Below are 22,417 nucleotides of genomic sequence, written 5' to 3' on the forward strand. Positions count from 1 at the left end.
TATATCCAAATATTGATTATGTAACAAACGTGGCAGGATAGCGGTGCGAAATGTTCCTAGTTAAATGGAGGATGGTTACATTACTCCGGTAAAGGGTTAGGGATTCATGAATGGCATTGTCATCACATAAACCCTTATCATCTTTCAAAAGATGATAGTTATTCAAACTTAGTTGTTATTCATAAAACAATTCATCAATTGGTACACCTAAAAGATAAAGTGAAAATAGAAGCTCTTTTACAATCTCTAAAGCTTACAAGTAGGCAAAAAGAAAAAGTAAATAAACTACGATTAAGATGTCAAAATGAAATAATCTAACTTTGGAAAACAGCACTCGATTGCTTAATACATAGAAAGAATAGATTGGATTAGTTGGAACGCCGTATGATTCGAAAGTTTCACGTACGGTGTGAACAGGGGGAAAAGGGAGCGATAACTTCAAACTCTTACCTATCTGTATGAATAAGAAATTCAATGAAATTATGTATTCAAAGAAGAAGATTAGAGCTATAATACCAAGCAAAGAGAAGATACTCAACATAGTTAGGTGAAAGACAAATGATGTTACCAGATCTATACTCAAAGTTAGCAATAGCACCTTTATGTATTTTTGTATTGATAATGGCTATTCTTTATTTGTTATTAAAGTTTAAAGACAAAGGTTTCTTTGCATTTATGCTTAAAATCTATGCAGTATTTATTATTGTCAATTATGTAATAGCACTGTATTTTCGTTTCATAGGTTTAAATAAACTGTTTTAATGACCACCTGGAGGTGGTTTTTTCTTTTTATAAAAGTTTAATAATTCGATAAGAGGTTGGGCCTTTTTCTATTTATACCTTAGATTATAGAAGGTCATAAAAATCGAATATTTTTAAAACCCAATGAAGGTTAGCTACGTCTATTATATGTGAGAGGGTGATAACAAGATGAATGGACTAAAACAACTGGCGGTGACAGATGAAAGTATGTTGCTTGAGAGAGAGGAAATAATTGATCAATTAATGCAAGAATATAGCGATGATATCCTGCATCTCGTATATACATATGTTAAAAATCGAACGACAGCAGAAGATTTAACTCAGGAGATATTTTTAAAATGTTATGAAAAGTTAAATCAGTTAAATCAGCAGGCAACACTAAAAACCTGGGTATATCGTATTGCTAGTAATCATTGTAAGGACTACTTAAGAAGCTGGCATTATCGCAAAATAACGCTTAGCGATAAAATTTTGGATTATCTACCTTCGAAATCAAAACAGGTTGAAGAAGAGATTATCGCGAATAGTGAAGGAAACATCTTAACAAATGCTGTCATGAATTTACCTCTAAAGTACAGAGAAGTAGTATTTCTGCATTATTATGAAGAACTATCTTTAGCCGAAATAAGTAAGATTACGAAAGTAAATATAAATACAATAAAAACTAGGTTAAAGCGTGCAAAAGAATTATTAAAAGACAAGATGATCGAGGAGGTTTAGGAGATGAATGATCCATTTACTAACCTGAAGAGTTCGATGAAAAAATCAATTTTTAAGGATTTTTCTTTTTCCAATGAAAGAAAAAAAGAGGTGAAAGAATCCATTCGTATGAGACAATCTTGGAAAATAGAAACCATCATAGCTATATTAGAATCGGTTCAGCATGAATCAAAGGATGGCTACAATATTTCTACCCAACTTTTTCAAAAAAGTGAACATACTTTCCAAAATAATGAAGGGCAGCTTTATTCACTTTTACATCTACTAGAAAATAAAGAAATTCTAAATTCAAAATGGATAAACAAAAAGAAATATTACTCCTTAAATTCCAAAGGGGAAAAATACTTAGCTACCTATAAACAAGATAAATCAAAACAAGAGTTATCCCTTAAACACTTACTAGAGGAGGCGTCCTTATGAGTTCTCCGAAATTTGAAGAATTTTTAAGTAAAGTAACTTCCAAAGTGAAATCTAAGGAAGCCCACAACAAGATAAAAAAAGAGCTTATTCATCATCTGCAAGAGTTAAGTCAATCTTACAAAAAGAGAGGGTTTACTAAAGAGGATGCAGAGGAAAAGGCGATTCAAGAAATGGGAAATCCATTTACTATTGGGGAGAGATTAAATCCCCTACATAAGCCGAAAATGGATTGGGTTCTAATCGTTTTATTTGTTCTTTTTGCTGGTATTAGTTTTCTCCCGTTAGTTGCTGGGATTCCTGAATTTTCTCTATCAGGTACCTATTTTATGGGGAGACAGACAATTTGGTACACTCTGGCTATTCTTGTAATCATTGGATTCCTTTTCTTTGATTACCAAAAATTAAAGAACGGATGGATATACTTTTATGCGATAGGCCTATTAATCCATATATATCTTCATCTTTTTGGAATTATGACTAACGGAGCAAAGAAGTGGGTTTCCCTCCCAGGTCTGACGGTCGATGGAACCATGATGAGCTTATTTTTCTTTTTTCTTGCTTGGGCTGGTATTTTTAACAAAATAAATGAGTTTCGTAGTTGGAAAAAACAAGGTTTACTTTTTGGTTTATTTTGGATTCCCATCTCGCTCTACATGATGGTGCCAGACTTTATGGTTAGTGTTATTTACTTCTTCTGCATACTTGGGATGTTTGCTTTCGCTCGAATCCATAAGAAATTAGCTGTAAATCTGATCCTAACAAATCTATTGGCTGGTATTATTTTTATTATTATGTTCTACATGACCTCACGTCAAAGTTATTTGTTAACTAGATTATCTGCATTTAAAAACCCTACTGCCGATTCAAATGGAGCAGGATATATGTATAAGGCGGTGAGGAATGTCCTTTCAGAAGCGGGATGGTTCGGTAACGGACTTTCCAACGAGTTGAATTTTAAATTGTTACCAGAATCACATACAGATTTTGCTTTTCCCTTCCTCGTCTATTCTCTTGGTTGGGCTTTCGGATTCGTCCTATGTTTAATCCTACTGATATTTATTTCAAGGATCTCAAAAAATGCGTTTAAAACACAGGACCTCTACGGGAGATTGATCGTAATAGGTGGTGCTACATTGTTTGCGGTTCCTACTACCTGGAACATCTTAATGAGCTTTGGAGTCGTGCCTATAATGGGGATTTCTCTGCCTTTTATTAGTTATGGAGGCAGTGCAATACTCTTTTACGCTGCTGTTTTAGGACTCATTTTTAATGTTTATCGAAGAAAAGATCTTGTAGAACCCACGATTGCAGATGAAATTAAAAGTTAAAGTCGAACATGTAATTGCTTAAAAAGGGTGACAGCTAAACTAATAGCTGTCGCCCTTCCCTTATTGAACAACTATTGGGGGCTTTTCTAAAATATAAGGTGCCTTTTTTTTATGTCGCTAAAGGGGCAGTATTCCTGTAATAAATGAAGAAGTAGGTTATGGCACAAACGTGGCAGGAAAGTTTAATTGAATTTTATCAAATAATATTAAGTTATTAGGTGTCTAAAAAGAAACAATTCTTTATCTATTTTTAATATTTCCCTTTCATTTGAATTTAAAAAAACAAAAAAAATGTTGCTAAAAGAATAAAAACTATGTATTCTTTTATCTATTGTGACAAAAATAAAATAGAATTTAATAGTTTATCTTCTTATAAAGAGAGATGGAGGGACTGGCCTGATGATATCTCGGCAGCGGAACTTAATTATTAAGTTGCTGTGCCAAATCCAGCAAGCATAAGCTTGATAGATAAGAAGAGTGTTTTATATATAAATATAAGACCTCTTCTTGTTGTTTTTCAAGATAAGGTCTTTTTTTGTTGCAAAGAGGACAACCGAGTTGTCTTGTTAAATATTTATTTGGAGGTAGTTCATATGAAAAAAGGAAATCCGTGGGCACTAATTCCATTTGTTGTCTTTTTAATTTTATTTATTGGTTCAGGAATTATTACGGGTGATTTTTATACTTTCCCTGTACTTGTTGCCATTGTTATCTCGGGTGCTGTGGCACTGGCGATGAATAGAAAAGAAAGTTTTGAACGAAAAGTTGATGTATTTTGCAAAGGAGCAGGAAATTCAAATGTAATGCTGATGGTTGTTATTTTTCTTTTAGCCGGAGCATTTTCAGAAGTAGCAAAAGGTATGGGCGCAGTTGACTCCACTGTTAACCTTACTCTATCTTTAATTCCTCAAAACTTGCTCGTAGTTGGTTTATTTATCATTGCTTGCTTTATCTCTCTATCTATGGGGACATCCATGGGAACTATTGTTGCTTTAGCACCAATTGGTGTAGGGATAAGCAATCATACCGATATTTCCATGGCTTTAGTAATGGCTGGTATTGTTGGGGGTTCAATGTTTGGAGATAATTTATCTTTTATTTCAGATACAACAATTACAGCAGTTCGTTCTCAAGGTGCTGAAATGAAGGATAAATTTAAAGTTAATTTTTGGATTGTACTTCCAGCAGCTATAATAACGAGCATTATTTTAGGCGTAATTACAATCGGGGGAACTTCGCAGGTTGAGCATTTAAGCTATAATTGGATAAAAATTGTCCCTTACGTTTTAGTTATTGTTTTCGCATTAGCAGGTATGAATGTTTTCCTTGTTCTAGCATTAGGGACTGTTTTCGCAGGAACAGTTGGCATAGTAGATGGTAGCTATCAAATAATGAGCCTATTGCAAAAGATTGGAGAAGGAATGGCAGGAATGTATGAAATAGCCTTTCTTGCAATAATGATAGCTGGAATGGTAGAAGTTATTAAGTTTAATGGCGGTATTGATTTTCTACTTCATTTAGTGACAAAAAGAATTAAAACAAAAAAAGGTGCTGAATTTGGTATTGCTAGTTTAGTGAGCTTAGCGGATATATCTACGGCTAATAATACAATTGCTATTTTAATTACAGGTCCACTTGCAAAAAATATCGCTGATAAGTACGGAATCGAGCCAAGAAAGTCAGCAAGTATTTTGGATCTTTTCTCATGTACATTCCAAGGGATTCTCCCGTATGGAGCACAATTACTGGCTGCGGCAAGCGTAGCAAATATTTCACCAGTGAGTATCCTACAGTATTCATTCTATCCAATTCTAATAGGAATTTGCGGCATTATAGCAATCTTTATCGGATATCCGAAAAAAAAGAATACTTAAATATTCATGTTGGTATGCTCATTTTGAAGCTATACTATAAAAAAATTATCCAGTAAGAAAGCTGCCGTTAGGCAGCTTTCTTACTGGGCATTAGTTCAAATAATAGGTAAAAAACACTTACATAACATCAATTTTGCTTAACACAACCTACTTATTAATAAAAAAAGAAAGGGGGTTATTGTTGCAGATTTTATGGGCAGGAGAGGCAATAGGCATACGAGTAGATATCACCTTTAATGCATTAGATTAACTCTTAAATTAAAAAGAAAAATCCTCTTTCAAATAAGACTAATTGTGAAAAAATCCACTTAAACCAACGGTGGCTTTGATCAAATAAGGATTAATGACCTTTTGTTAAACATCTTATGGCACTATAGGGGCAGGATAGTTTAAGTGTATATAATCACAAACTAGTATGGTTAAGCATGTATTTTTATTGGAAATTAAAAGTAAACAGTAGAATATTCTCATATATAAGAACAGAAAATTAGAAGTGAGGAATATAGAAATTGTAATCTTGAAAGAATAAGGCAAATATTATTTTGATAAGGTTTTACGTGGAGAAGGTATTAAATTAGTAAAAGAACCCTCCTAAATTTAATTGGAAGGGTTTTAGATACTTATATACTCATTTTTGTTTAATTTACTTTTACAGCATTAGGGCTTGTTTCTTTAGTAGTCTGTTTATTGCCTTTGTAAATGAAATAAAGTGCCGTTAACATAAACAATAAAGCTAAGAAACGTTTAAAGTCTAGTGGAATGACTTTACTATTAAACCAGCCATAATTATCAATAACTATTCCACCTAACAGTTGTCCAGCAATAACTGCTATATTGGAAGCAATAACACCAATTTTTGAAACAGCAACTATAGTAAAAAGTCCGTAAAAAGTTCCTAGAAAAACAGCAGCTAACTGCCACTTAGGAGCTTCCAATATTTTTAATATATTACCTTCACTAAAAAAAAGTATCATTATAAATAAGAACAATGTTCCTGTTATACAAGTTAAAAGAGTAGTTTCGATTGTGCCTGCTTTTCTGCTTAATGTACCATTTATGGATAACTGAGCACTTAACATAATACCACCTAATAAGGTGAAGAAAACCATGAATATACCCATTGATAGACCTCCTAGTTAATAAGTATGAGTGCGATACCCATTGAAAGAAGGGCAAGTACTTTTTCTTTATTTACTTTGTTTTTTTGGCTTCCTAACCAGCCGAATTGTTCTATGACTATGCTCATTAATAGTTGCCCAATTATGACGGAAATCATTGTAATTCCTACCCCAACAAACGGTACGCTTATAACAATGGATGTTAAATAGAGGCCTCCTAAAAATCCTCCGGTCAAAGACCATTTAGGTGCTTTTACAGTATACGAGAGATTTCCTTTCCCAAAAAATAACCATATTAACCCTATAATGATAGTTCCTACAAAAAAAATTATAGAAGCCCGTTTCTAACTTCCCTATACTTTCCCCAAGTTTTGCATAAATACCACCCTCAAAGCTTAGTGCTGCACCAGCTAATAAAGCTAACACATAGGCAATTAAACGCATAAGTAACACTCTCCTTTTTAGTAACGATAATTGTTTTTTTATACGAGAAGTATAAACTCGATAGTAAGAATAGGGTCAACAGTTGAACACCTGATTGGAATAAAGTTAGTAGTTACACGTACACTAAGGAAAGTCGTCTCCTACTCGGAGGAAAGGTAAGTATGAAAGGTAAGTATAAAACAGACTATTTTAAAACAGCTGATACTAATGAGTACCAACTGTTGAACGTTTGAACTTTAAAAGCTGTTACCTACATTTCATACTAAAGTAAAGTTTTAGAACAATCTTTTTTAATCTTCTTTATCATAGAATGCATGGTGGTGTTCTTCAGCTTTTCCATTTAATACTCGGTAATTAGATCTGCCAATATATAAAGGAATTTCTAGTTTATCTAGGTCAGGTAATCCATTGCCTAAGAAAAGTTCTTCGTCTTTATATCTCTGTAAAACTTTTCCTATTATCCAATCATGATCAGCTACTGGAGTAATACTTTCGACTTTACATTCGTAAGCATAATAGGCGTCTGTTAAAATTGGTACATTCGTCTTTAATCCATCTTCATAAGAGATGTTAAATTCTTTAAACTTATCCATATTATTTCCACTGTGAGTACCTAATGCTTGTATTAGTTCTGAATATTTTGCAGGAAGAAAATTCACCCCAAAAACTCCACTTTTTTCAATCAATGTATGAGTATGTTTTCCTTTGCTTACGGAAACTCCATACATACCAGGGGAAGATCCAACATAGGTATGCCAACCAGAAGCCATAGCATTTCTTTTCCCTTCGTATTGAGTCGTAATAACGGCAATCATCCCTGGATAAGCGTACCAACCTGAACCTTCTATCGGTTTTCTCATAATAATTCTCCTTACTTAAATAAAATTTATTTTTTACTTACTTATTAAGAAATTTTTTAATACGTTAACAGCTTTACATTCATCGTCTCCATGTACCAAAAGAGTAATGTTGTCACCATCTTTTATGCCTAACTCCATAAGTTTCATAATTTCTTTCCCACAAGAGGATCTCCCATTTTTAATAAGAAATATTTCACTATTATAAGAACATGCTTTGTGAACGAACCTTGTAGTATTAATAGCTGAAAAACCAAATTGGAGACAAACTGTTAAGTCCTTTAGAAACATAATTAATCACCCTTTCCTAAAGAGTATGTCTATACGCTTATCCTGTTTGTATATTTAAAAAGGATGAGTGATAGGATGGTATGTTTTTAAGATGACGTATTTTTTTAATGGCTTCCTTGTGTTAAAATATAAACCTTATTGTAAGAATAAGGTCAATACTTTTTGTTTTTATTTTCTGATTTTTTTTTATCTTATGCTGTAAATAAAATAGAATTGTAGTAAAAGAAATGTTCTGTATTTGCATGTGAAGGAAGGGAAAGTATGATGAAGGAGTATTATACAGTAGGTGAAACAGCACGTTTAAACAATATTACTAATCAAACATTGCGTTATTATGATAAAATTGGGATTTTTAAACCAGAATATACAGATTCAAAAAACGGTTATCGTTACTATCACATCAGACAGTTTTTTTACCTAGACATAATTAAATACCTTAAACAAATTCGAACACCATTAGAAGAAATAAAAAGTATTATTAAGTGTGATCCTGAACACATGCAAGCATTTATAGAAGAGCAAGAAAATGTTATTACACAAGAAATAAGGAATCTTGAGAAAGCTAGGCGTCTACTTTATAGAAGAAAAAATCAGCTAAAAGAGCAATTAGATATTTGCAGTAAAAAAATCGAGTCAGTATATTTCCGATATATAGAAGAACAACCGATTATAAAAGTAGAGACTCCTCAACTAAATGGTTTTGAACAATCTGATATCTACTTTAGAAGATTAGCCGATGTATTGGAGGAAAGGGGAGATATAGTAGATAGTTATTATGGTTACATTTATGATTTCGCATCCTATAATAATCCTAGTGAAATACTCACCAAAAGTATCTATACGGCTATCTGCATAGAAGAAGAAATAGAACTAGGAGCAATGGATATTAGTTCTGATATGATTCCCCAAGGTGAATATGTTTGTATATCTTTTGATTGGTCTACTGATAATTTTTATTCTTATTACTGTAAACTTTTTAGTTTTATTGAACTGAATGGAATTCAGACGGATGGACATGTATATCAAGTTTCACTACCCACCAACTATAGTTCTTTAAGAAAAGAGCAATTTCTAACGGAAATAAGAGTGAGAAAAGTATAGTGGGAAATTGTCTGTATTATTAGGTTTTTAAGAGCCTTATTACGCACTTTTCGAGACAATTAAAAAAATACGAAATTACGAAATATAAATGAATATAAAGCAGAGTTACACTCTGCTTTATATTTTTAGTTCATTTAGAATGTAATAACTCAAGGGTATTAATATTGTTTATGATACTAACATGGCAGCATTCCTGTAATAAATGAAAACTGCTTATGGAAGTAAAGTGGCAGGTTAGTGAAAGAAGGATTAAGTAAAACCATCAATGCTAAACTATTGATGGTTTTACTTAATCCTATAAATGAGCAATTTTTGTCTAACTAAAAAAATGGAGTTTGTAGCAGGATCTATTATTTCTAATAATCCATTATCATGGTTAAAGAAACAAAAGTGTATTTTACTGTTGTATATAACTTTTTGACCGAACGTGATATTAGTAAAATGTTCTAGATTTTTGGCTGTTGACATGACTATATCTTCTTAGCCTCCTTCACTGTATAAAGGGAAGGTGACTAAGAAAAGTCTAATAGGACCCAATATATAATGTGATGTATTAAAACGGTAACATAATACTTGCCCATAAGTAAATCCTGTTATCCTTATCAACTGATCAGAATTAAACTAACAAATAGCCTTGCATTTAGAATTATTTTTATCTTACTAAAGTGGCAGTTTAGTTTAATAAACCTATATGATATGGTAAAAGAAATATTAGCAATATGTGGTTGATTGATTACGATTTATATGTAACGAATAATTTGCTTTTTCTTGATATGCTCTATTTTTCTATTAGTATAGTTAGGAGTTAATCACGTCATCAATTTTCTCTTGTTTTTGCAAGCGTTGACATATCATTATAACTAAAATATAATAACGATAGAAAAAAAACCAAGGGGTAGCGCCGTAGTTACCTTATAGAGTATGTTACTGATATGCAGGCAGAACTCAAATTACCTAGAATTAGCAATTCTTTCTAGGTAATTTGAGTTTTTTTTCTGGAAAGGAGGAAATTTGAAAATGAAAGTAAGTCAAATATTAAATAATAACATTGCTATTGTAAAAAGAGGTGGTAATGATATTATCATTTATTCTAAAGGAATTGCCTTTAAGAAGAAGGTTGGACAAACAATAACGGAAAGTGAGATAGAAAAAACTTATGTTTTGGATTCAAATGATATATTGGAACACTTTAGTTATTTGTTAAGTAAATCTGATGCTAATGTTATTACCCTTGTTAACAAGCTCATTAGCTATGGAGAAGTAAAATTGGGCCAAAAAGCGAATGATTATTTAAATTTGACCTTACTGGATCATTTCGACTTTGCATTAAAACGAGCAGAAAAAGGACAGTTTGTTCGTAGCCCTTTAACATGGGAGGTTAGAAGGTTTTATCCTAAGCATTTTGAGATAGGATTATATGGTTTGTCACTAATGCATGAGATGTTCAATATTAATTTTCCAGAAGATGAAGCCGTATCAATTGCTCTGCATTTTGTTAATTTACAAGAAATGAAGAATGGGTTAGATGACGCACTAGAAGTAATGGAAACAATACGTGACATAGTTTCTATTATTAAATACCATTTTCAAACAGAAATAGATGAGAAATCCTTAAATTATATGCGTTTAGTAACTCATCTTCAATATTTTATAGAAAGAATAGTAAGTAAACGAAAATATAATGACAATGATTTAATATTAAATACACAGATACGGAAGATGTATAAAGAAGCATATGGTTGTGTACAAAAAATAAAGGTTTTTATTAGAGAAAGATATAAAACAGAAATTACTATAGATGAAGAGACTTACTTAATTTTGCATATTAATCGAGTAACTAATAGGAATGAAGGAAAGGGAATAATAGAATGAAATACAAAGAGTTAAACGAGCAAATTATTCAATATGTTGGCGGAAAGCAGAATGTTGAAGCCGTCGTCCACTGTATGACTAGATTACGTTTCACACTAAAAGACAGATCATTAGTTAAAACAGAGGAAATAAAAGAACTAGATAAAGTAATAGATGTAGTATCAAATAATATCTCCTATCAAATAGTAATAGGTACTGAGGTGGCAGAGATTTACCCTGAACTAGTGAGTATGTTAGGAGTAGAAAATGATACTAAACTTGATAAGCCGAGACAAAACATTGTAAAAAGAATTTTAGATTTATTGTCAGAAACAATTACACCTATTCTGCCTGCAATGATGGCTGTTGGTTTAATATCTGCAGTATTATCTATTTTTACTGTATCAGGTCTACTTTCAACAGAAAGCTCGACATTTTTAATTTTCGACTCTATAAGAACTTCTTTATTTTATTTTCTGTCAGTTTTCATTGCTGTATCTGCTGCAAAAAGGCTAGATGCTCCATTATACTTAGCAATTTTATTAGCTGCAACTGTTCTATCCCCTTCAATAAATGGAGTTGAAGGATTGAGTTTATTTGGGATACCACTGCCTAAGATTGAGTATGCTAATACTTTTATTCCTATTTTAATAGGTGTTTGGTTTATGGGGTTGGTTGGTAAAACAACTAAAAAATATATACCAAAATCATTGGAGTACTTCTTTTCTCCATTAATCATAATGTTAATCACTGTACCTGTTACATTGTTTTTATTTGGTCCGATTGGGTCATTAATCAACGATGGTATTTCTATCCTAGTTCAATTTTTGATGGATACTATTGGAAGCTGGATCGTTGTTGCTTTGTATGCGGCTGGATTGCCATTTTTAATTATGCTTGGTGCTGGGAATTTCGCCATTCCACTTTCAGTTAGTTTTTTCTCATCGCTCGGTTACGATCCTGTGTTTGTACATGCTTATATTATTGCGGATATAGCAGTTTGTGGTGCAATGTTAGGATATATGTTAAAGGCTAAAGACAAAAAGCAAAAACAATTTTTTGGAACCGTATCATTTAGTGCACTAATGGGGGTAACAGAGCCAGCTGTGTTCGGAGCTTTCGTTAAATATCGTAGACCATTTATTGCAGTGTTGATTGGTGCGGGTATTGGAGGATTATTCGCTGGTTTAATGAATGTAAAGGCTTACACATTTACTACATTATTTGGAGTTATGTCCTTTATCGGAGAGAGTGATTATAGCAACTTCTATTATTTGGTAATAGCGATAGTTATCAGTTTTGTAGGATCCTCAATAGCTGGATATTTACTTTGGATTCCACGTTCTATACTAGTGGATAATGTAGAAAAGACAGAAAATCAACCAAAAAAAATAGAAAAGGTAGTAAATAAAGCTGTAATGGTAAGTCCTATTCATGGAAACAGAGTTTCACTTGAGAACGTAAAAGATAATGCCTTTTCGACTGGAGCATTAGGAAAAGGAATGGGGATTAATCCATTAGAATCAATTGTAAAATCTCCAATTGAAGGAGAAATAGTAACTATCTTCCCTACCAAGCATGCAATTGGACTTAGAAGTACCGAAGGAATTGAAGTCCTTATCCATGTTGGGATAGATACGGTTTCACTCAATGGATTAGGGTTTGAAAGCTTAATAGAACCAGGGAAATATGTAAAAATGGGAGATCCTTTACTTAAAGTAGATTTTGAGTTAATCAAGGAAAAAGGATTTGATCCTACAGTTATTATAGTTATTACTAATTCTCAGGATTACTTGGAGATTATTCCAAACTTGGATGAAGAACAAGATATAGATAAAGGATTTATAACGGTTATTTTATAGGAGGAGTTTTATTATGGATAAGAAAAATAGAAGTACTTTCCCCCACGACTTTTTGTGGGGAGGAAGTATCTCCGCACACCAAACAGAGGGTGGATGGGAAGAGGATGGAAAAGGACCTGGTATTATGGATTTTGTAACTACGGGTTCTTATCAAGTACCAAGACAAATTACAAAAGAAATTGACACTACTAAAAGTTATCCTTCCCATAATGCAATTGATTTTTATCATCGTTATAAAGAGGATATAGCTTTATTTGCAGAAATGGGATTTACAGCGTTAAGAATCTCCATAGATTGGTCAAGAATATACCCGACGGGTGAGGAAAGGGAGCCAAATCAAAAGGGAATTAAATTTTATAAAGATGTTATTGATACAATTAAATCTTATGGAATTGAGCCCATTGTTACTTTATATCATTTTGAAATGCCAATTCACTTAGTAAAGAAGTATGGTGCTTGGGAGAACAGAAAAGTAATAGAATTATACTTAAGATTTTGTGAAACTATGTTTAAAGCTTTAAAAGGGAAGGTCTATTATTGGGTTACTTCCAATGAAATGAATCATTTAGATCCACAAACTGAAATGTCAGATATCTTCACATATATGCTAACAGGACATAAGTACAGTGAGTTAAAAGATAAAAAACAATCTTTAGCAACTATGGGGTATAACTTAGCTCTTTCTGGAGTTATGGCAGCTGCTTTGGGTAGAAAAATAGACTCCCGTAATAAAATTGGTTGTGTATTTGGGCTAACTCCTATGTATCCTTACGATTGTAACCCAACCAATGTTATGGATAACTTTAAAGAAATGGAACGTGATTTTTATCAAATTGATGCTATGTGTAACGGTAAATTTCCTGAATATAAATTACATGAATACACTTTAGCAGGTATAAACATTGATATGTTAGAGGAGGATAAGTTAGCTTTCAAAGAAGGTATTCTGGACTTTATTGGAATTAATTACTATTCTTCAAGTGTAACTAAAAGCAATGCTAATGCTGATGATGATAAAGCAATGTTTGGTGGGATACAAAATCCTTTCTTAGAGAAAAGTAAATGGGGCTGGTCAATTGATCCTATTGGATTAAGGTATTTATTAAATTATGTGTATAGAAGATATGGTTTGCCGTTAATGGTGACTGAAAATGGTTTGGGAGCAGTTGATCAATTGGAGGAAAATAATAAAATAAACGATGATTACAGAATAAATTACTTTGAGCAACATTTAAAGACATTAAAAAAAGCTATTTTGGAGGATGGAATTAAATGCTTAGGCTATTTAACTTGGGCACCAATAGATCTAGTTAGTGCTTCTACAGGTGAAATGAATAAACGTTATGGTTTTATTCATGTAAATAGAGATGATGATGGTAGTGGTGATTTTTCTAGAATAAAAAAAGAATCGTTTTATTGGTATAAAGAAGTAATTGAAACTAATGGAATCGATATTTAAATGGTATCTATATTGGCTAAATGGCGTGACTAAAAGGAAGTCTTAATGGTTTCCTTTTAGTTTTATATAAAATAACATACGTTTAGCGTGGGAAACTTTCTAACTTATTATTGTAATTATCATATCAGGTGTAATTAAAAACTAATTAGCTTGTAGAAGGTTGATATTGAAGTAAATTTATGCCCTCAATCTCAATAAACTAATATTCACGATAGTTCGGAAGGTGGTTTATATGACTTCTGATAAAATAAAACAAATTGCAATATGTCATTTTGCAAGAAACGGATATGAAGGAGCATCATTAGGTCAAATAGCTGCTGAAGTAGGAATAAAAAAACAGTCAATATATAACCATTTCAAAGGGAAAGACGAACTATTTCTTCAGATATGTAGAGATTCGAATGTATACGTGATATATACTGTTAAAAAGTACATGGAAATAAACAGAAATCTACCATTTAAGCAATTCCTATATAATCTACTTCTAGTGTTGAAAGACCAATTTGAAAAAAATGAATTTACAAGGTTTTGTCTTCGATTTTCTTTGTTTCCACCTTCTCATTTATATGAACAGGTTAAAGAAATTGTGTATCATTATTTATATATGTTTGAAGCTTTGCTCATTTCTGTTTTTGAAGTTTCAAAATTAGAAGGCCAAATACATACAGAAGTATATTTGGAAGAAGCAACATCTGCTTATTTAGGATTATTGGATGGTATATTTATTGAAATGTTATATGGTGAACCGTCTCGCATTCAAAAAAGATTAAATCACTCTTGGACGATTTATTGGCGAGGAATAACCAAATAGTATGTAATATTTTTATATAATCTGGAACATACGTAGTTCTAAGATAAAGAAGCAGTGAAATGCTAAATCATCAGAATCTATTTGGAGAATTCATTTGGGGCATTGTAAATATAATAATAAATTGAAAACAGATCCGAAATGATAGTGAAGGGTCTGTTTTTTTGTAATGCACTAATTTTATTATTTTAAAACAAAAACCAATTTTGGGTATCAAAGGAACTGAAAATTTTTTCAAATAATAAATTTAAAAAATTATAATTTGACAATAGTCCCGTTTAGGACTATAGTAAAGTTAACAGTCCTAAATGGGACTATATTTATAATGGAAGGAGGAAAAAAAATTAATATTCGTTATCGTGATGAAATAGATAAAATTACTTCATCCATTAATCAAACAAATAAGCTATACGAACATTGGGCTAGTACAAAAGGGATCAATTATTATGTTTTCTTGGTTTGCTATGCCTTATACGAAGATGGAAAGGCAACTCAAAAAGAATTACGTGAAATGTTTGAAGTGCCTAAACAAACAGTGCATAATGCAATACTTCAATTAAAAGCAAACGGCTATATTGAGATGGAAGTATCACCAACAAATAAAAAAGAGAAAAATATAAAATTGTCAAAAGAAGGATTTATTTACGCAGAAAATTTAGTCGTTCCACTTATGAAAATAGAGGAAAGAGTAATTCAAAAAATGGGGCCAACTCATACAGAACAACTAATTCAGCTATTAGATGAATATAGAAAATTGTTAAATGGAGAAATACAGGAATCGCTCAAAGAAGAAGCTGATTAAAAGTAATTTAGTTGGCTCGTATAAACTGCTATTAAAAAAGATAAATAGAGGAGAATGAAAATGACTAACAATATTAAAGGAAAAGTAGTAATTATTACTGGAGCATCGAGTGGTATAGGAGAAGCAACAGCTAAAGGGTTGGCAGAGAAAGGAGCTAAAGTTGTACTTGCAGCACGCAGAGAAGAGCGATTAAAGAACTTAGTAAAAAATATTGAACAGCTAGGCGGTGAGGCCAAGTACAAAGTTACTGACGTTACATCATCAGAACAAGTACAAAGCCTAGCTAACTTTGCAATTAAAGAATATGGTCAGATTGATGTATTGATCAATAATGCAGGAATTATGCCAGGTTCCTTCCTACATCAAAACAATGTTTCTGAATGGGATGAAACAATCGATATAAATGTAAAGGGTGTACTGTATGGTATCGGCGCAGTATTACCACATATGCGAGAAAGAAGTTCTGGTCATATAGTAAATATTTCTTCAGTTGCTGGTCATGAAAACCCGTATCCATCTGGAGTGGTCTATTACTTAACAAAACATGCTGTTCGCTTGATTAGTGAAGGGCTACGAGCAGAAGAAGCAATGTTTGATTCAAATGTAAGGGTAACAAATATATCCCCAGGAGCAATAGACACGGACTTGAAATATACAGTAAAAGATCCAGAAGTTAGAGAACAGGTTGTAAAGATGTATGAGCAAAAAACACTTTCTTCAGAAGATATGGCAAAAGGGATTATTTATGCGATTAACCAGGATGAGCAGATTGCCATCAATGAGATGATTGTTAGACCAATCAATTCTTAAAAAAAGGGTGATTTTATGAAGAAACAGACTGCTGGTAGAGAATATTTAGGAAACCTTGCACCTCAATTCGCTGCTTTAAATGATGATGTTTTATTTGGCGAAGTATGGTCAAGAGAAGAGCAACTTTCTCCAAGAGACAGAAGTATGATAACAATAGCAGCACTCATGGGTAGTGGCATCTTTGATAGGTCATTTAATGATCATATCGTAAAAGGTCTGGAAAATGGGATTACTAAGGAGGAAATAGTTGAACTCATTACCCACCTAGCTTTTTATACCGGTTGGCCAAAAGCATGGAGTGCTTTTGCAATAACTAAAGAAATTGTTGAAAAAGAGTCTAACAATAAAGAAGCAAATTAACCTTAGTAATTTTTTAAAGCTTCTTCCAAAAATAACATCTTTAATATTACTTATTCAAGGACGCTATTAGTTTTATTTGTAATACTTTTTAAAACCGAATGAAGGGTGCGAAGTATATGAAAACAAGAGTAATAGGTAAAGATTTAGAAGTTTCATCATTAGGTTATGGTTGTATGGGATTATCACACGGTTATGGTCCTGCCACTAATAAAGAGGAAGCTATAAATACAGTAAGAGCTGCTTTTGAATCTGGCTATACAATGTTTGATACCGCAGAAATTTATGGTCCTTTTATTAATGAAGAAATTGTAGGAGAAGCTTTAAAACCGTATAGAAATCAGGTTGCTATCGCCACAAAATTCGGTATTGCTAGTATGAACGATAAAACTGGGGAAATGGTGTTGGATAGTTCACCAGAAACAGTTAGAAAATCAGTGGAAGCTTCCCTAAGTAGATTAAAAATCGATACCATTGATCTATATTATCAACATCGCCAAGACCCTAATACGCCAATCGAAGTGGTAGCTCAAACAATGAAGGAATTGATTGAGGAAGGAAAGATTAAGAATTGGGGTTTATCTGTAGTCGATGAAGATACTATAAGAAGAGCTCACAAGGTTTGCCCTATAGCTGCTGTTGAAAGTGAGTATTCTATTATGTACAGACATATTGAAAAAGATGTGTTGCCTGTTTTAGAGGAATTAGACATTGCATTAGTTGCTTACAGTCCACTCGGAAAAGGATTTTTAACTGGAAAATATTCTAAGGAAACAACGTATCCTGCGGGAGATTTACGAAACATAATGGCCAGATACAAACCAGAAGTAATGGAGGCTAACCAAGCATTATTAAGATTTATGCAGAATATAGCGACAGAGAAACAAGTTACACTATCGCAAGTTGCATTGGCATGGTTACTAGCAAGAAATCCTAATGTTGTTCCAATACCCGGTTCACGAAATATAGAGCGAATTAAGGAGAATGCTGGAGCAGATAAGATAGTACTCTCGTTAGATGAATATGCTCAAATAAATAAGTTGCTAAATGAAATTGATGTGGTTCAAGTCGCATTTTAACTTTCCTTTAAAACAGGTAAAGTTTTATACTGAAAGTCATAAGTCGTTATGTCCATATATTCCTCATCTAGAGATAAAGAGGAGCGAACTAGATTGATCTTTAAGGAGTTTCGAATAAATAAATCTACTGGATTTGCTAGAGCAGCTGTAGAATTAGTTAGAGTTTCCTGTAAGTTTAATTCAGTAATCTCACTGGGGTATCATGGTAAAACCGTTAACCTTAATAGTCACGATTCACCAGATACTATATTAAAGGTTATGATATTAGAGATTGAGTCAGAATCACCATTTTTAATAAGCGTTCATGGAATGGATGAACAGAATGCATTAAATGATATAACCTTCCGTCTTAGGAAGTTTTCCTAACCAAAAGAAGAGAGGTCTTTTTCTCTCTTCTTTTGGTTTTTTTAGTTGTACAAACTATAAAAGGAAAAGACAAGTTTGTGAATTGGTACACTTAAACTAACGGGGGCTATAGCACAATAAGAGAGGAGTGAATCTAATCTTGCTTCAGAGGAAGCAGGAGTGACTCAAAATATCATAAGAATAGTGAACTATCAAGAAAAAACTTTGTATTAATGAACGCGTGAAAATTTAGTTAAATGGAAGATTAAAAAAGCAGTCATAATCGTAAATTCATTAGTAAGAATTATCGTTAATTTCTGCATGAAACTGAGTATTAGAGGAAAAGGGTTGTTTTATTTTATTAGGAGTGACAGTAGAAAAGAAGTCTAAGGTATACCGACTAAAGGCATCTTATACAGTGGTAGTTCAAATTAAACACTTGCCCTAATACTTAACTTTTTGTTTTTCAATATTGACAAAACTACTAAATAGAATGATTTCTATTACAATTATAATTATAAATTTAAAGATTTTATAAACAACCAGCCTGTGGGCAAGGAAAATATAACTTAAAGTGCTAGCTGGGTTTCATTGTTTACTCATAATATAATTAAAGATTTTAGATATAATTATAGTTTTATTAAGTAAATATGGACAATAAAAAATTTGCGACCGTCGAACCCACCACTGGTATATATTATGGTGTTAGATGTTTTTTTTTTAGGGAAAAACCTATATCAAATGCATGCTGAAAAGAATGTTGTTATAAATTTTACATTAAAAACAAGAAGTAGTGGGATTCATTAAAAATAAGAAGTAGTGTAATATATTTAAGATAGTTTTTTAACAAGGAGGCAACATCTTTTGATTAAACACAAAAATCTTGCAAAAAAGGAACAAAAGGATGAAAATACATCCTATTTAATGAAAATGAAAGGGGCTGGAGAGAAGAGCCCACTGAAAGTAAATATAAATGATATTATAACAGGGTTTATGGGTGGAGCAATAACCATTTTCATTCTCGGTTTATTAACACGATTTACCTATACTCCTTTGCTAATAGCTTCATTTGGTGCAAGTTGTGTATTAGCATTCGGACTCTGGAATTCACCATTATCACAGCCAAGAAATATTATAGGCGGCCATTTCATTTCCACTTTAATAGGATTAATTATTAATCATTTATTTGGTAATGAGCCATGGTCTTTGGCTTTGGGAGTTGGGTTAGCTATCGGTTTAATGATGTTAACTAAAACAACCCATCCTCCCGCTGGTGCAGATCCAATAATAATAATAATCGGCTCTTACTCATGGGAGTATCTATTTACGCCAGTATTATCAGGTTCTATAGTAATTGTACTGTTGGCATTATTTATTAATAATTTAAGAACCAATAGGAAATATCCAGTTTTTTGGGTGTAAATTTTCGGTTGAAAAGTAGAGAATACGTTAATGTAAAGGTAATTGGATGTATGATTATGTAAACTCTGATTATTCGATTATTCCCATTCACTCAAGTTCCAAAGGGCTAACTAGTCTCCATTAAAAGTGAGGAAGAGACTTGAAAACAAGGAATAAAATAAATGGTAATACGATAAAAATAATCATAAAGTGGAGCGATAACAACATTGAACATGAATCGTATATTACCTTAAAAAAAGAATAAATAGAAAACAGGCATTAAAAGTTTCAAATCTTGACTTCTAATGCCTGTTTTGTATGTTTAAAATATAGTGTTTTTTAGGATGGACATATTAACTGCAGCTTAATTACTTTATGATTAAAAGGCACAAATACTGTAATAAATGAAAAACTGGGTATGAAAGAAACAGGTGCAGGTAGTGACATAAGAAAATTATTATAGATAACAACTAACAAAAAAGTTAACTTTCAGTAACCTTAAGATATTAAGCTCTTATTATTAATTAATTAATAATTAGTAATCCATTCAATCAAGTGATCATAGTCGCTTGAAAATCTTATGTTTTTTTTATTATTAGATTGGTTGAGGTGGTCTAAAATATCCCCTTCATCTAATAAAAATGCAATTGCAATGGTATTTTCTAATATGACATTAGAGAAAAACTTGTCTTTCCACAATTTTTGAACTGTGAAGTGTTCGGGTGTATATCCTTTTCTATTTACTAATAATTTAAATTTTTTGCCTTGGCTAATAAACACATTACATTTTTGCTCAAAAGAATCAAACCACATACTTACATCTGCAATGGAGATATATCCTGTTAAATTAGTAATAATCATATCTTTCGAAATGGATGTACACGTATTATTCACATTCAACTAAAGAACAACTCCTTTTTTAGTATTATAAACCGAATATGGTTAAGGGCATAGGTTATTGCGCACAGTTTGTAACTATTGTGCACTACTATCAGAAATTTGGCGGGTAAAGGAATAACATAAATAATCGGGGGCAATAGTCCAAGAAGGATTATTGCTTTAACTTTAAGGAAGCTGAAAAACTCCGTAAAACATCTACACATTCATAAAGTATAGTACTCCAATAATAAATATAAATATAACCATAATATATAAGATTGAGATGGTAGGCTTTTTAATTTTCACATTTGGCAGATGAGGAGGAATTTATTATGGGAACTGTTTATTCATCAATACTTCCAAAACACGAAGAATTTATAAGGAAACAACGAATTTTTTTCGTTGGATCAGCACCTCTAACATCGGACGGTCATGTTAACATTTCACCAAAAGGTTATGATGTATTAAGAATCTTTTCCTCAAATGAGGTAGCTTATTTAGATTTAACTGGCAGTGGAAATGAAACAAGTGCACATTTAAAAGAAAACGGCAGAATTACGTTTATGTTCTTAGCTTTTGACGGACCTCCTATGATTTTAAGGCTTTATGGTAGCGGTAATGTGATATTACCTAGCACACCAGAATGGACTGATATGGCGAAACATTTTGACATACTTCCTGGTGCTCGACAAATAATTCATGCAAAGATTGAAACAGTAAAAACATCATGTGGATTTAGTGTACCGTTCTACTCATATGATGGTGAACGAGATACTCTTCAAAAATGGACTAACAACAAAAGTGAACAAGACTTAGAGGAATATCGTAAAAAGAAAAATTCTATAAGTATGGATGGGATAGTTACACCGATTGGAGAAAGTTTAGCTAACTTTAATAATTTAAAATAACCGTGCCGTCTAAGGGGGCTTTTCTCTTATGTAGAACGTCAGGGGCAGCATTCCTGTAATATGTAAAAATAGCTTATGGAAGAAAACTGGCAGGTTGGTGGGGATTTTCTAACTTGCTCCATAAACGTCCCATATTGCTGTAAAACACAACTATGGTTTCATTAACCAAGGAGGAAGATAAATGAAACAAAATATGTACGACAATCCAAATTTTTTCAAAATCTATACAACCTTGCGTGAAAGTGAAATCACTGCTAACGACTTTATAGAGCAGCCAGCGATCAAATCATTAATTCCGTGTTTGAAAGGAAAAGCAGTCTTAGACTTGGGTTGCGGTGATGGTCATTTTTCGAAATACTGTATAGAAAACGGGGCGAAGAATGTAATAGGTGTAGACATCTCAAAGAATATGATTGAACGAGCTAAAAAATTATACCAAGCTAATAACATTGAATTCATGTGTTTACCTATGGAGGATTTGGGATTGACCAATCAAAAATTCGATCTAATCATTAGTTCTCTCTCTATACATTACGTTGAAGATTACCCATCATTGATTCAAAAAATTAATTGTCTTTTAAATAACAGTGGGGAATTTATCTTTTCAACCCTACATCCGATAGCAACAGCTCGGAAAGGAACCGATCACTGGATTAAGAATGAAGATGGTCATACATTACACTGGGCAATAGATAATTATCAAGAAGTAGGAATCAGAAAACATGACTGGTTTGGTGAATATAGTGTGGTTATTTATCACAGAACCATTTCTACCTTAGTAAATACTTTGATTGAACACGGGTTTTCGTTGGATAGGATGATCGAACCTGAATCAACTTTGACAGGAATAGAGAAAATGCCGGAATTAATAAATGAAAAGCGTAGACCATCTTTTATTATTATTAAGTCAAGAAAACAAAATAATATCTATTAACATTTAT

General features: G+C 32.3%; 21 protein-coding genes, 2 pseudogenes and 1 riboswitch. Of the genes and pseudogenes, 18 read left to right on the plus strand and 5 right to left on the minus strand.

Annotated elements, in window-relative coordinates:
- Positions 1-93: 93 nt before the first annotated feature.
- The 5 genes and pseudogenes from CEQ21_RS27440 to CEQ21_RS01910 form a co-directional block, all read left to right on the plus strand.
- Positions 94-318 (plus strand): annotated as a pseudogene (locus CEQ21_RS27440) (group II intron reverse transcriptase/maturase); the annotation flags it as partial.
- Positions 319-930: 612 nt separating this feature from the next.
- A complete protein-coding gene (locus CEQ21_RS01895; RefSeq protein ID WP_185763001.1) occupies positions 931-1,482 on the plus strand; it encodes a sigma-70 family RNA polymerase sigma factor in 552 nt (183 codons plus the stop codon).
- Between the two features lie 3 nt (positions 1,483-1,485).
- Positions 1,486-1,902, plus strand: a complete 417-nt coding sequence (locus CEQ21_RS01900; protein WP_185763002.1) for a PadR family transcriptional regulator — start codon at positions 1,486-1,488, stop codon at positions 1,900-1,902.
- Positions 1,899-3,230, plus strand: a complete 1,332-nt coding sequence (locus CEQ21_RS01905; protein WP_185763003.1) for an FtsW/RodA/SpoVE family cell cycle protein — start codon at positions 1,899-1,901, stop codon at positions 3,228-3,230. Before CEQ21_RS01900 ends, CEQ21_RS01905 begins: the two co-directional genes overlap by 4 nt.
- 367 nt (positions 3,231-3,597) lie before the next feature.
- Positions 3,598-3,705: riboswitch (SAM riboswitch) on the plus strand.
- 118 nt (positions 3,706-3,823) lie between these two features.
- Entirely contained in the window at positions 3,824-5,104 is a 1,281-nt protein-coding gene (locus CEQ21_RS01910; RefSeq protein ID WP_185763004.1) for a Na+/H+ antiporter NhaC family protein, read from the plus strand.
- A gap of 638 nt (positions 5,105-5,742) precedes the next feature.
- Here CEQ21_RS01910 and CEQ21_RS01915 read toward each other — a convergent pair.
- The 4 genes and pseudogenes from CEQ21_RS01915 to CEQ21_RS01930 form a co-directional block, all read right to left on the minus strand.
- A complete protein-coding gene (locus CEQ21_RS01915) occupies positions 5,743-6,225 on the minus strand; it encodes a DMT family transporter (RefSeq protein WP_185763005.1) in 483 nt (160 codons plus the stop codon).
- 11 nt (positions 6,226-6,236) lie between these two features.
- A pseudogene (locus CEQ21_RS01920) lies at positions 6,237-6,666 on the minus strand (DMT family transporter).
- Positions 6,667-6,956: 290 nt separating this feature from the next.
- Positions 6,957-7,526: a flavin reductase family protein gene (locus tag CEQ21_RS01925; protein WP_185763006.1), complete on the minus strand. Its 570-nt coding sequence runs from the start codon at positions 7,524-7,526 to the stop codon at positions 6,957-6,959.
- A 33-nt stretch (positions 7,527-7,559) separates the two neighbouring features.
- Positions 7,560-7,814, minus strand: a complete 255-nt coding sequence (locus tag CEQ21_RS01930; protein WP_185763007.1) for an HPr family phosphocarrier protein — start codon at positions 7,812-7,814, stop codon at positions 7,560-7,562.
- Between the two features lie 264 nt (positions 7,815-8,078).
- On the opposite strand from CEQ21_RS01930, the gene CEQ21_RS01935 reads away from it, so the two are divergent.
- From CEQ21_RS01935 to CEQ21_RS01985, 11 genes are all read left to right on the plus strand, one after another.
- The gene (locus tag CEQ21_RS01935) at positions 8,079-8,915 is read left to right on the plus strand and encodes a MerR family transcriptional regulator (RefSeq protein ID WP_185764053.1); all 837 of its coding nucleotides are present in this window, start codon (positions 8,079-8,081) and stop codon (positions 8,913-8,915) included.
- A gap of 1,017 nt (positions 8,916-9,932) precedes the next feature.
- Positions 9,933-10,787 carry a PRD domain-containing protein gene (locus CEQ21_RS01940; RefSeq protein ID WP_185763008.1) on the plus strand — a complete coding sequence of 285 codons (855 nt, stop codon included), beginning with the start codon at positions 9,933-9,935 and terminating at the stop codon, positions 10,785-10,787.
- Positions 10,784-12,628, plus strand: a complete 1,845-nt coding sequence (locus CEQ21_RS01945; protein ID WP_185763009.1) for a beta-glucoside-specific PTS transporter subunit IIABC — start codon at positions 10,784-10,786, stop codon at positions 12,626-12,628. Before CEQ21_RS01940 ends, CEQ21_RS01945 begins: the two co-directional genes overlap by 4 nt.
- A gap of 13 nt (positions 12,629-12,641) precedes the next feature.
- Positions 12,642-14,087 (plus strand): glycoside hydrolase family 1 protein, encoded by a 1,446-nt coding sequence (locus tag CEQ21_RS01950; RefSeq protein WP_185763010.1) that lies wholly within the window; start codon positions 12,642-12,644, stop codon positions 14,085-14,087.
- 232 nt (positions 14,088-14,319) lie between these two features.
- Entirely contained in the window at positions 14,320-14,898 is a 579-nt protein-coding gene (locus tag CEQ21_RS01955) for a TetR/AcrR family transcriptional regulator (protein ID WP_185763011.1), read from the plus strand.
- Between the two features lie 322 nt (positions 14,899-15,220).
- Positions 15,221-15,697 carry a MarR family winged helix-turn-helix transcriptional regulator gene (locus CEQ21_RS01960; protein ID WP_185763012.1) on the plus strand — a complete coding sequence of 159 codons (477 nt, stop codon included), beginning with the start codon at positions 15,221-15,223 and terminating at the stop codon, positions 15,695-15,697.
- 60 nt (positions 15,698-15,757) lie between these two features.
- Positions 15,758-16,507, plus strand: coding sequence for an SDR family oxidoreductase (locus CEQ21_RS01965; RefSeq protein ID WP_185763013.1), 750 nt, complete (start codon positions 15,758-15,760; stop codon positions 16,505-16,507).
- A gap of 15 nt (positions 16,508-16,522) precedes the next feature.
- Positions 16,523-16,867 (plus strand): carboxymuconolactone decarboxylase family protein, encoded by a 345-nt coding sequence (locus CEQ21_RS01970; protein ID WP_185763014.1) that lies wholly within the window; start codon positions 16,523-16,525, stop codon positions 16,865-16,867.
- A 116-nt stretch (positions 16,868-16,983) separates the two neighbouring features.
- Positions 16,984-17,943, plus strand: coding sequence for an aldo/keto reductase (locus CEQ21_RS01975; protein ID WP_185763015.1), 960 nt, complete (start codon positions 16,984-16,986; stop codon positions 17,941-17,943).
- 93 nt (positions 17,944-18,036) lie between these two features.
- On the plus strand, positions 18,037-18,309 hold the full coding sequence (locus CEQ21_RS01980; RefSeq protein ID WP_185763016.1) for an HPr family phosphocarrier protein: 273 nt from the start codon (positions 18,037-18,039) through the stop codon (positions 18,307-18,309).
- 903 nt (positions 18,310-19,212) lie between these two features.
- Positions 19,213-19,710, plus strand: a complete 498-nt coding sequence (locus CEQ21_RS01985) for an HPP family protein (RefSeq protein WP_185764054.1) — start codon at positions 19,213-19,215, stop codon at positions 19,708-19,710.
- 507 nt (positions 19,711-20,217) lie between these two features.
- Here CEQ21_RS01985 and CEQ21_RS01990 read toward each other — a convergent pair.
- The gene (locus tag CEQ21_RS01990; RefSeq protein WP_419181565.1) at positions 20,218-20,589 is read right to left on the minus strand and encodes a cupredoxin domain-containing protein; all 372 of its coding nucleotides are present in this window, start codon (positions 20,587-20,589) and stop codon (positions 20,218-20,220) included.
- Between the two features lie 311 nt (positions 20,590-20,900).
- On the opposite strand from CEQ21_RS01990, the gene CEQ21_RS01995 reads away from it, so the two are divergent.
- Both CEQ21_RS01995 and CEQ21_RS02000 read left to right on the plus strand, forming a co-directional pair.
- Entirely contained in the window at positions 20,901-21,476 is a 576-nt protein-coding gene (locus CEQ21_RS01995) for a pyridoxamine 5'-phosphate oxidase family protein (protein WP_185763017.1), read from the plus strand.
- 181 nt (positions 21,477-21,657) lie between these two features.
- Entirely contained in the window at positions 21,658-22,410 is a 753-nt protein-coding gene (locus tag CEQ21_RS02000; protein WP_185763018.1) for a class I SAM-dependent methyltransferase, read from the plus strand.
- Positions 22,411-22,417 lie beyond the last annotated feature (7 nt).

It is taken from the genome of Niallia circulans, assembly GCF_007273535.1.
Taxonomy (GTDB): domain Bacteria; phylum Bacillota; class Bacilli; order Bacillales; family Cytobacillaceae; genus Niallia; species Niallia circulans_B.

Coding starts and splice junctions, on each gene's coding strand:
- CEQ21_RS01895 (WP_185763001.1), top strand. CDS start 931: ATGAATGGACTAAAACAACTGGCGGTGACAGATGAAAGTATGTTGCTT.
- CEQ21_RS01900 (WP_185763002.1), top strand. CDS start 1,486: ATGAATGATCCATTTACTAACCTGAAGAGTTCGATGAAAAAATCAATT.
- CEQ21_RS01905 (WP_185763003.1), top strand. CDS start 1,899: ATGAGTTCTCCGAAATTTGAAGAATTTTTAAGTAAAGTAACTTCCAAA.
- CEQ21_RS01910 (WP_185763004.1), top strand. CDS start 3,824: ATGAAAAAAGGAAATCCGTGGGCACTAATTCCATTTGTTGTCTTTTTA.
- CEQ21_RS01915 (WP_185763005.1), bottom strand. CDS start 6,225: ATGGGTATATTCATGGTTTTCTTCACCTTATTAGGTGGTATTATGTTA.
- CEQ21_RS01925 (WP_185763006.1), bottom strand. CDS start 7,526: ATGAGAAAACCGATAGAAGGTTCAGGTTGGTACGCTTATCCAGGGATG.
- CEQ21_RS01930 (WP_185763007.1), bottom strand. CDS start 7,814: ATGTTTCTAAAGGACTTAACAGTTTGTCTCCAATTTGGTTTTTCAGCT.
- CEQ21_RS01935 (WP_185764053.1), top strand. CDS start 8,079: ATGAAGGAGTATTATACAGTAGGTGAAACAGCACGTTTAAACAATATT.
- CEQ21_RS01940 (WP_185763008.1), top strand. CDS start 9,933: ATGAAAGTAAGTCAAATATTAAATAATAACATTGCTATTGTAAAAAGA.
- CEQ21_RS01945 (WP_185763009.1), top strand. CDS start 10,784: ATGAAATACAAAGAGTTAAACGAGCAAATTATTCAATATGTTGGCGGA.
- CEQ21_RS01950 (WP_185763010.1), top strand. CDS start 12,642: ATGGATAAGAAAAATAGAAGTACTTTCCCCCACGACTTTTTGTGGGGA.
- CEQ21_RS01955 (WP_185763011.1), top strand. CDS start 14,320: ATGACTTCTGATAAAATAAAACAAATTGCAATATGTCATTTTGCAAGA.
- CEQ21_RS01960 (WP_185763012.1), top strand. CDS start 15,221: ATGGAAGGAGGAAAAAAAATTAATATTCGTTATCGTGATGAAATAGAT.
- CEQ21_RS01965 (WP_185763013.1), top strand. CDS start 15,758: ATGACTAACAATATTAAAGGAAAAGTAGTAATTATTACTGGAGCATCG.
- CEQ21_RS01970 (WP_185763014.1), top strand. CDS start 16,523: ATGAAGAAACAGACTGCTGGTAGAGAATATTTAGGAAACCTTGCACCT.
- CEQ21_RS01975 (WP_185763015.1), top strand. CDS start 16,984: ATGAAAACAAGAGTAATAGGTAAAGATTTAGAAGTTTCATCATTAGGT.
- CEQ21_RS01985 (WP_185764054.1), top strand. CDS start 19,213: ATGAAAATGAAAGGGGCTGGAGAGAAGAGCCCACTGAAAGTAAATATA.
- CEQ21_RS01995 (WP_185763017.1), top strand. CDS start 20,901: ATGGGAACTGTTTATTCATCAATACTTCCAAAACACGAAGAATTTATA.
- CEQ21_RS02000 (WP_185763018.1), top strand. CDS start 21,658: ATGAAACAAAATATGTACGACAATCCAAATTTTTTCAAAATCTATACA.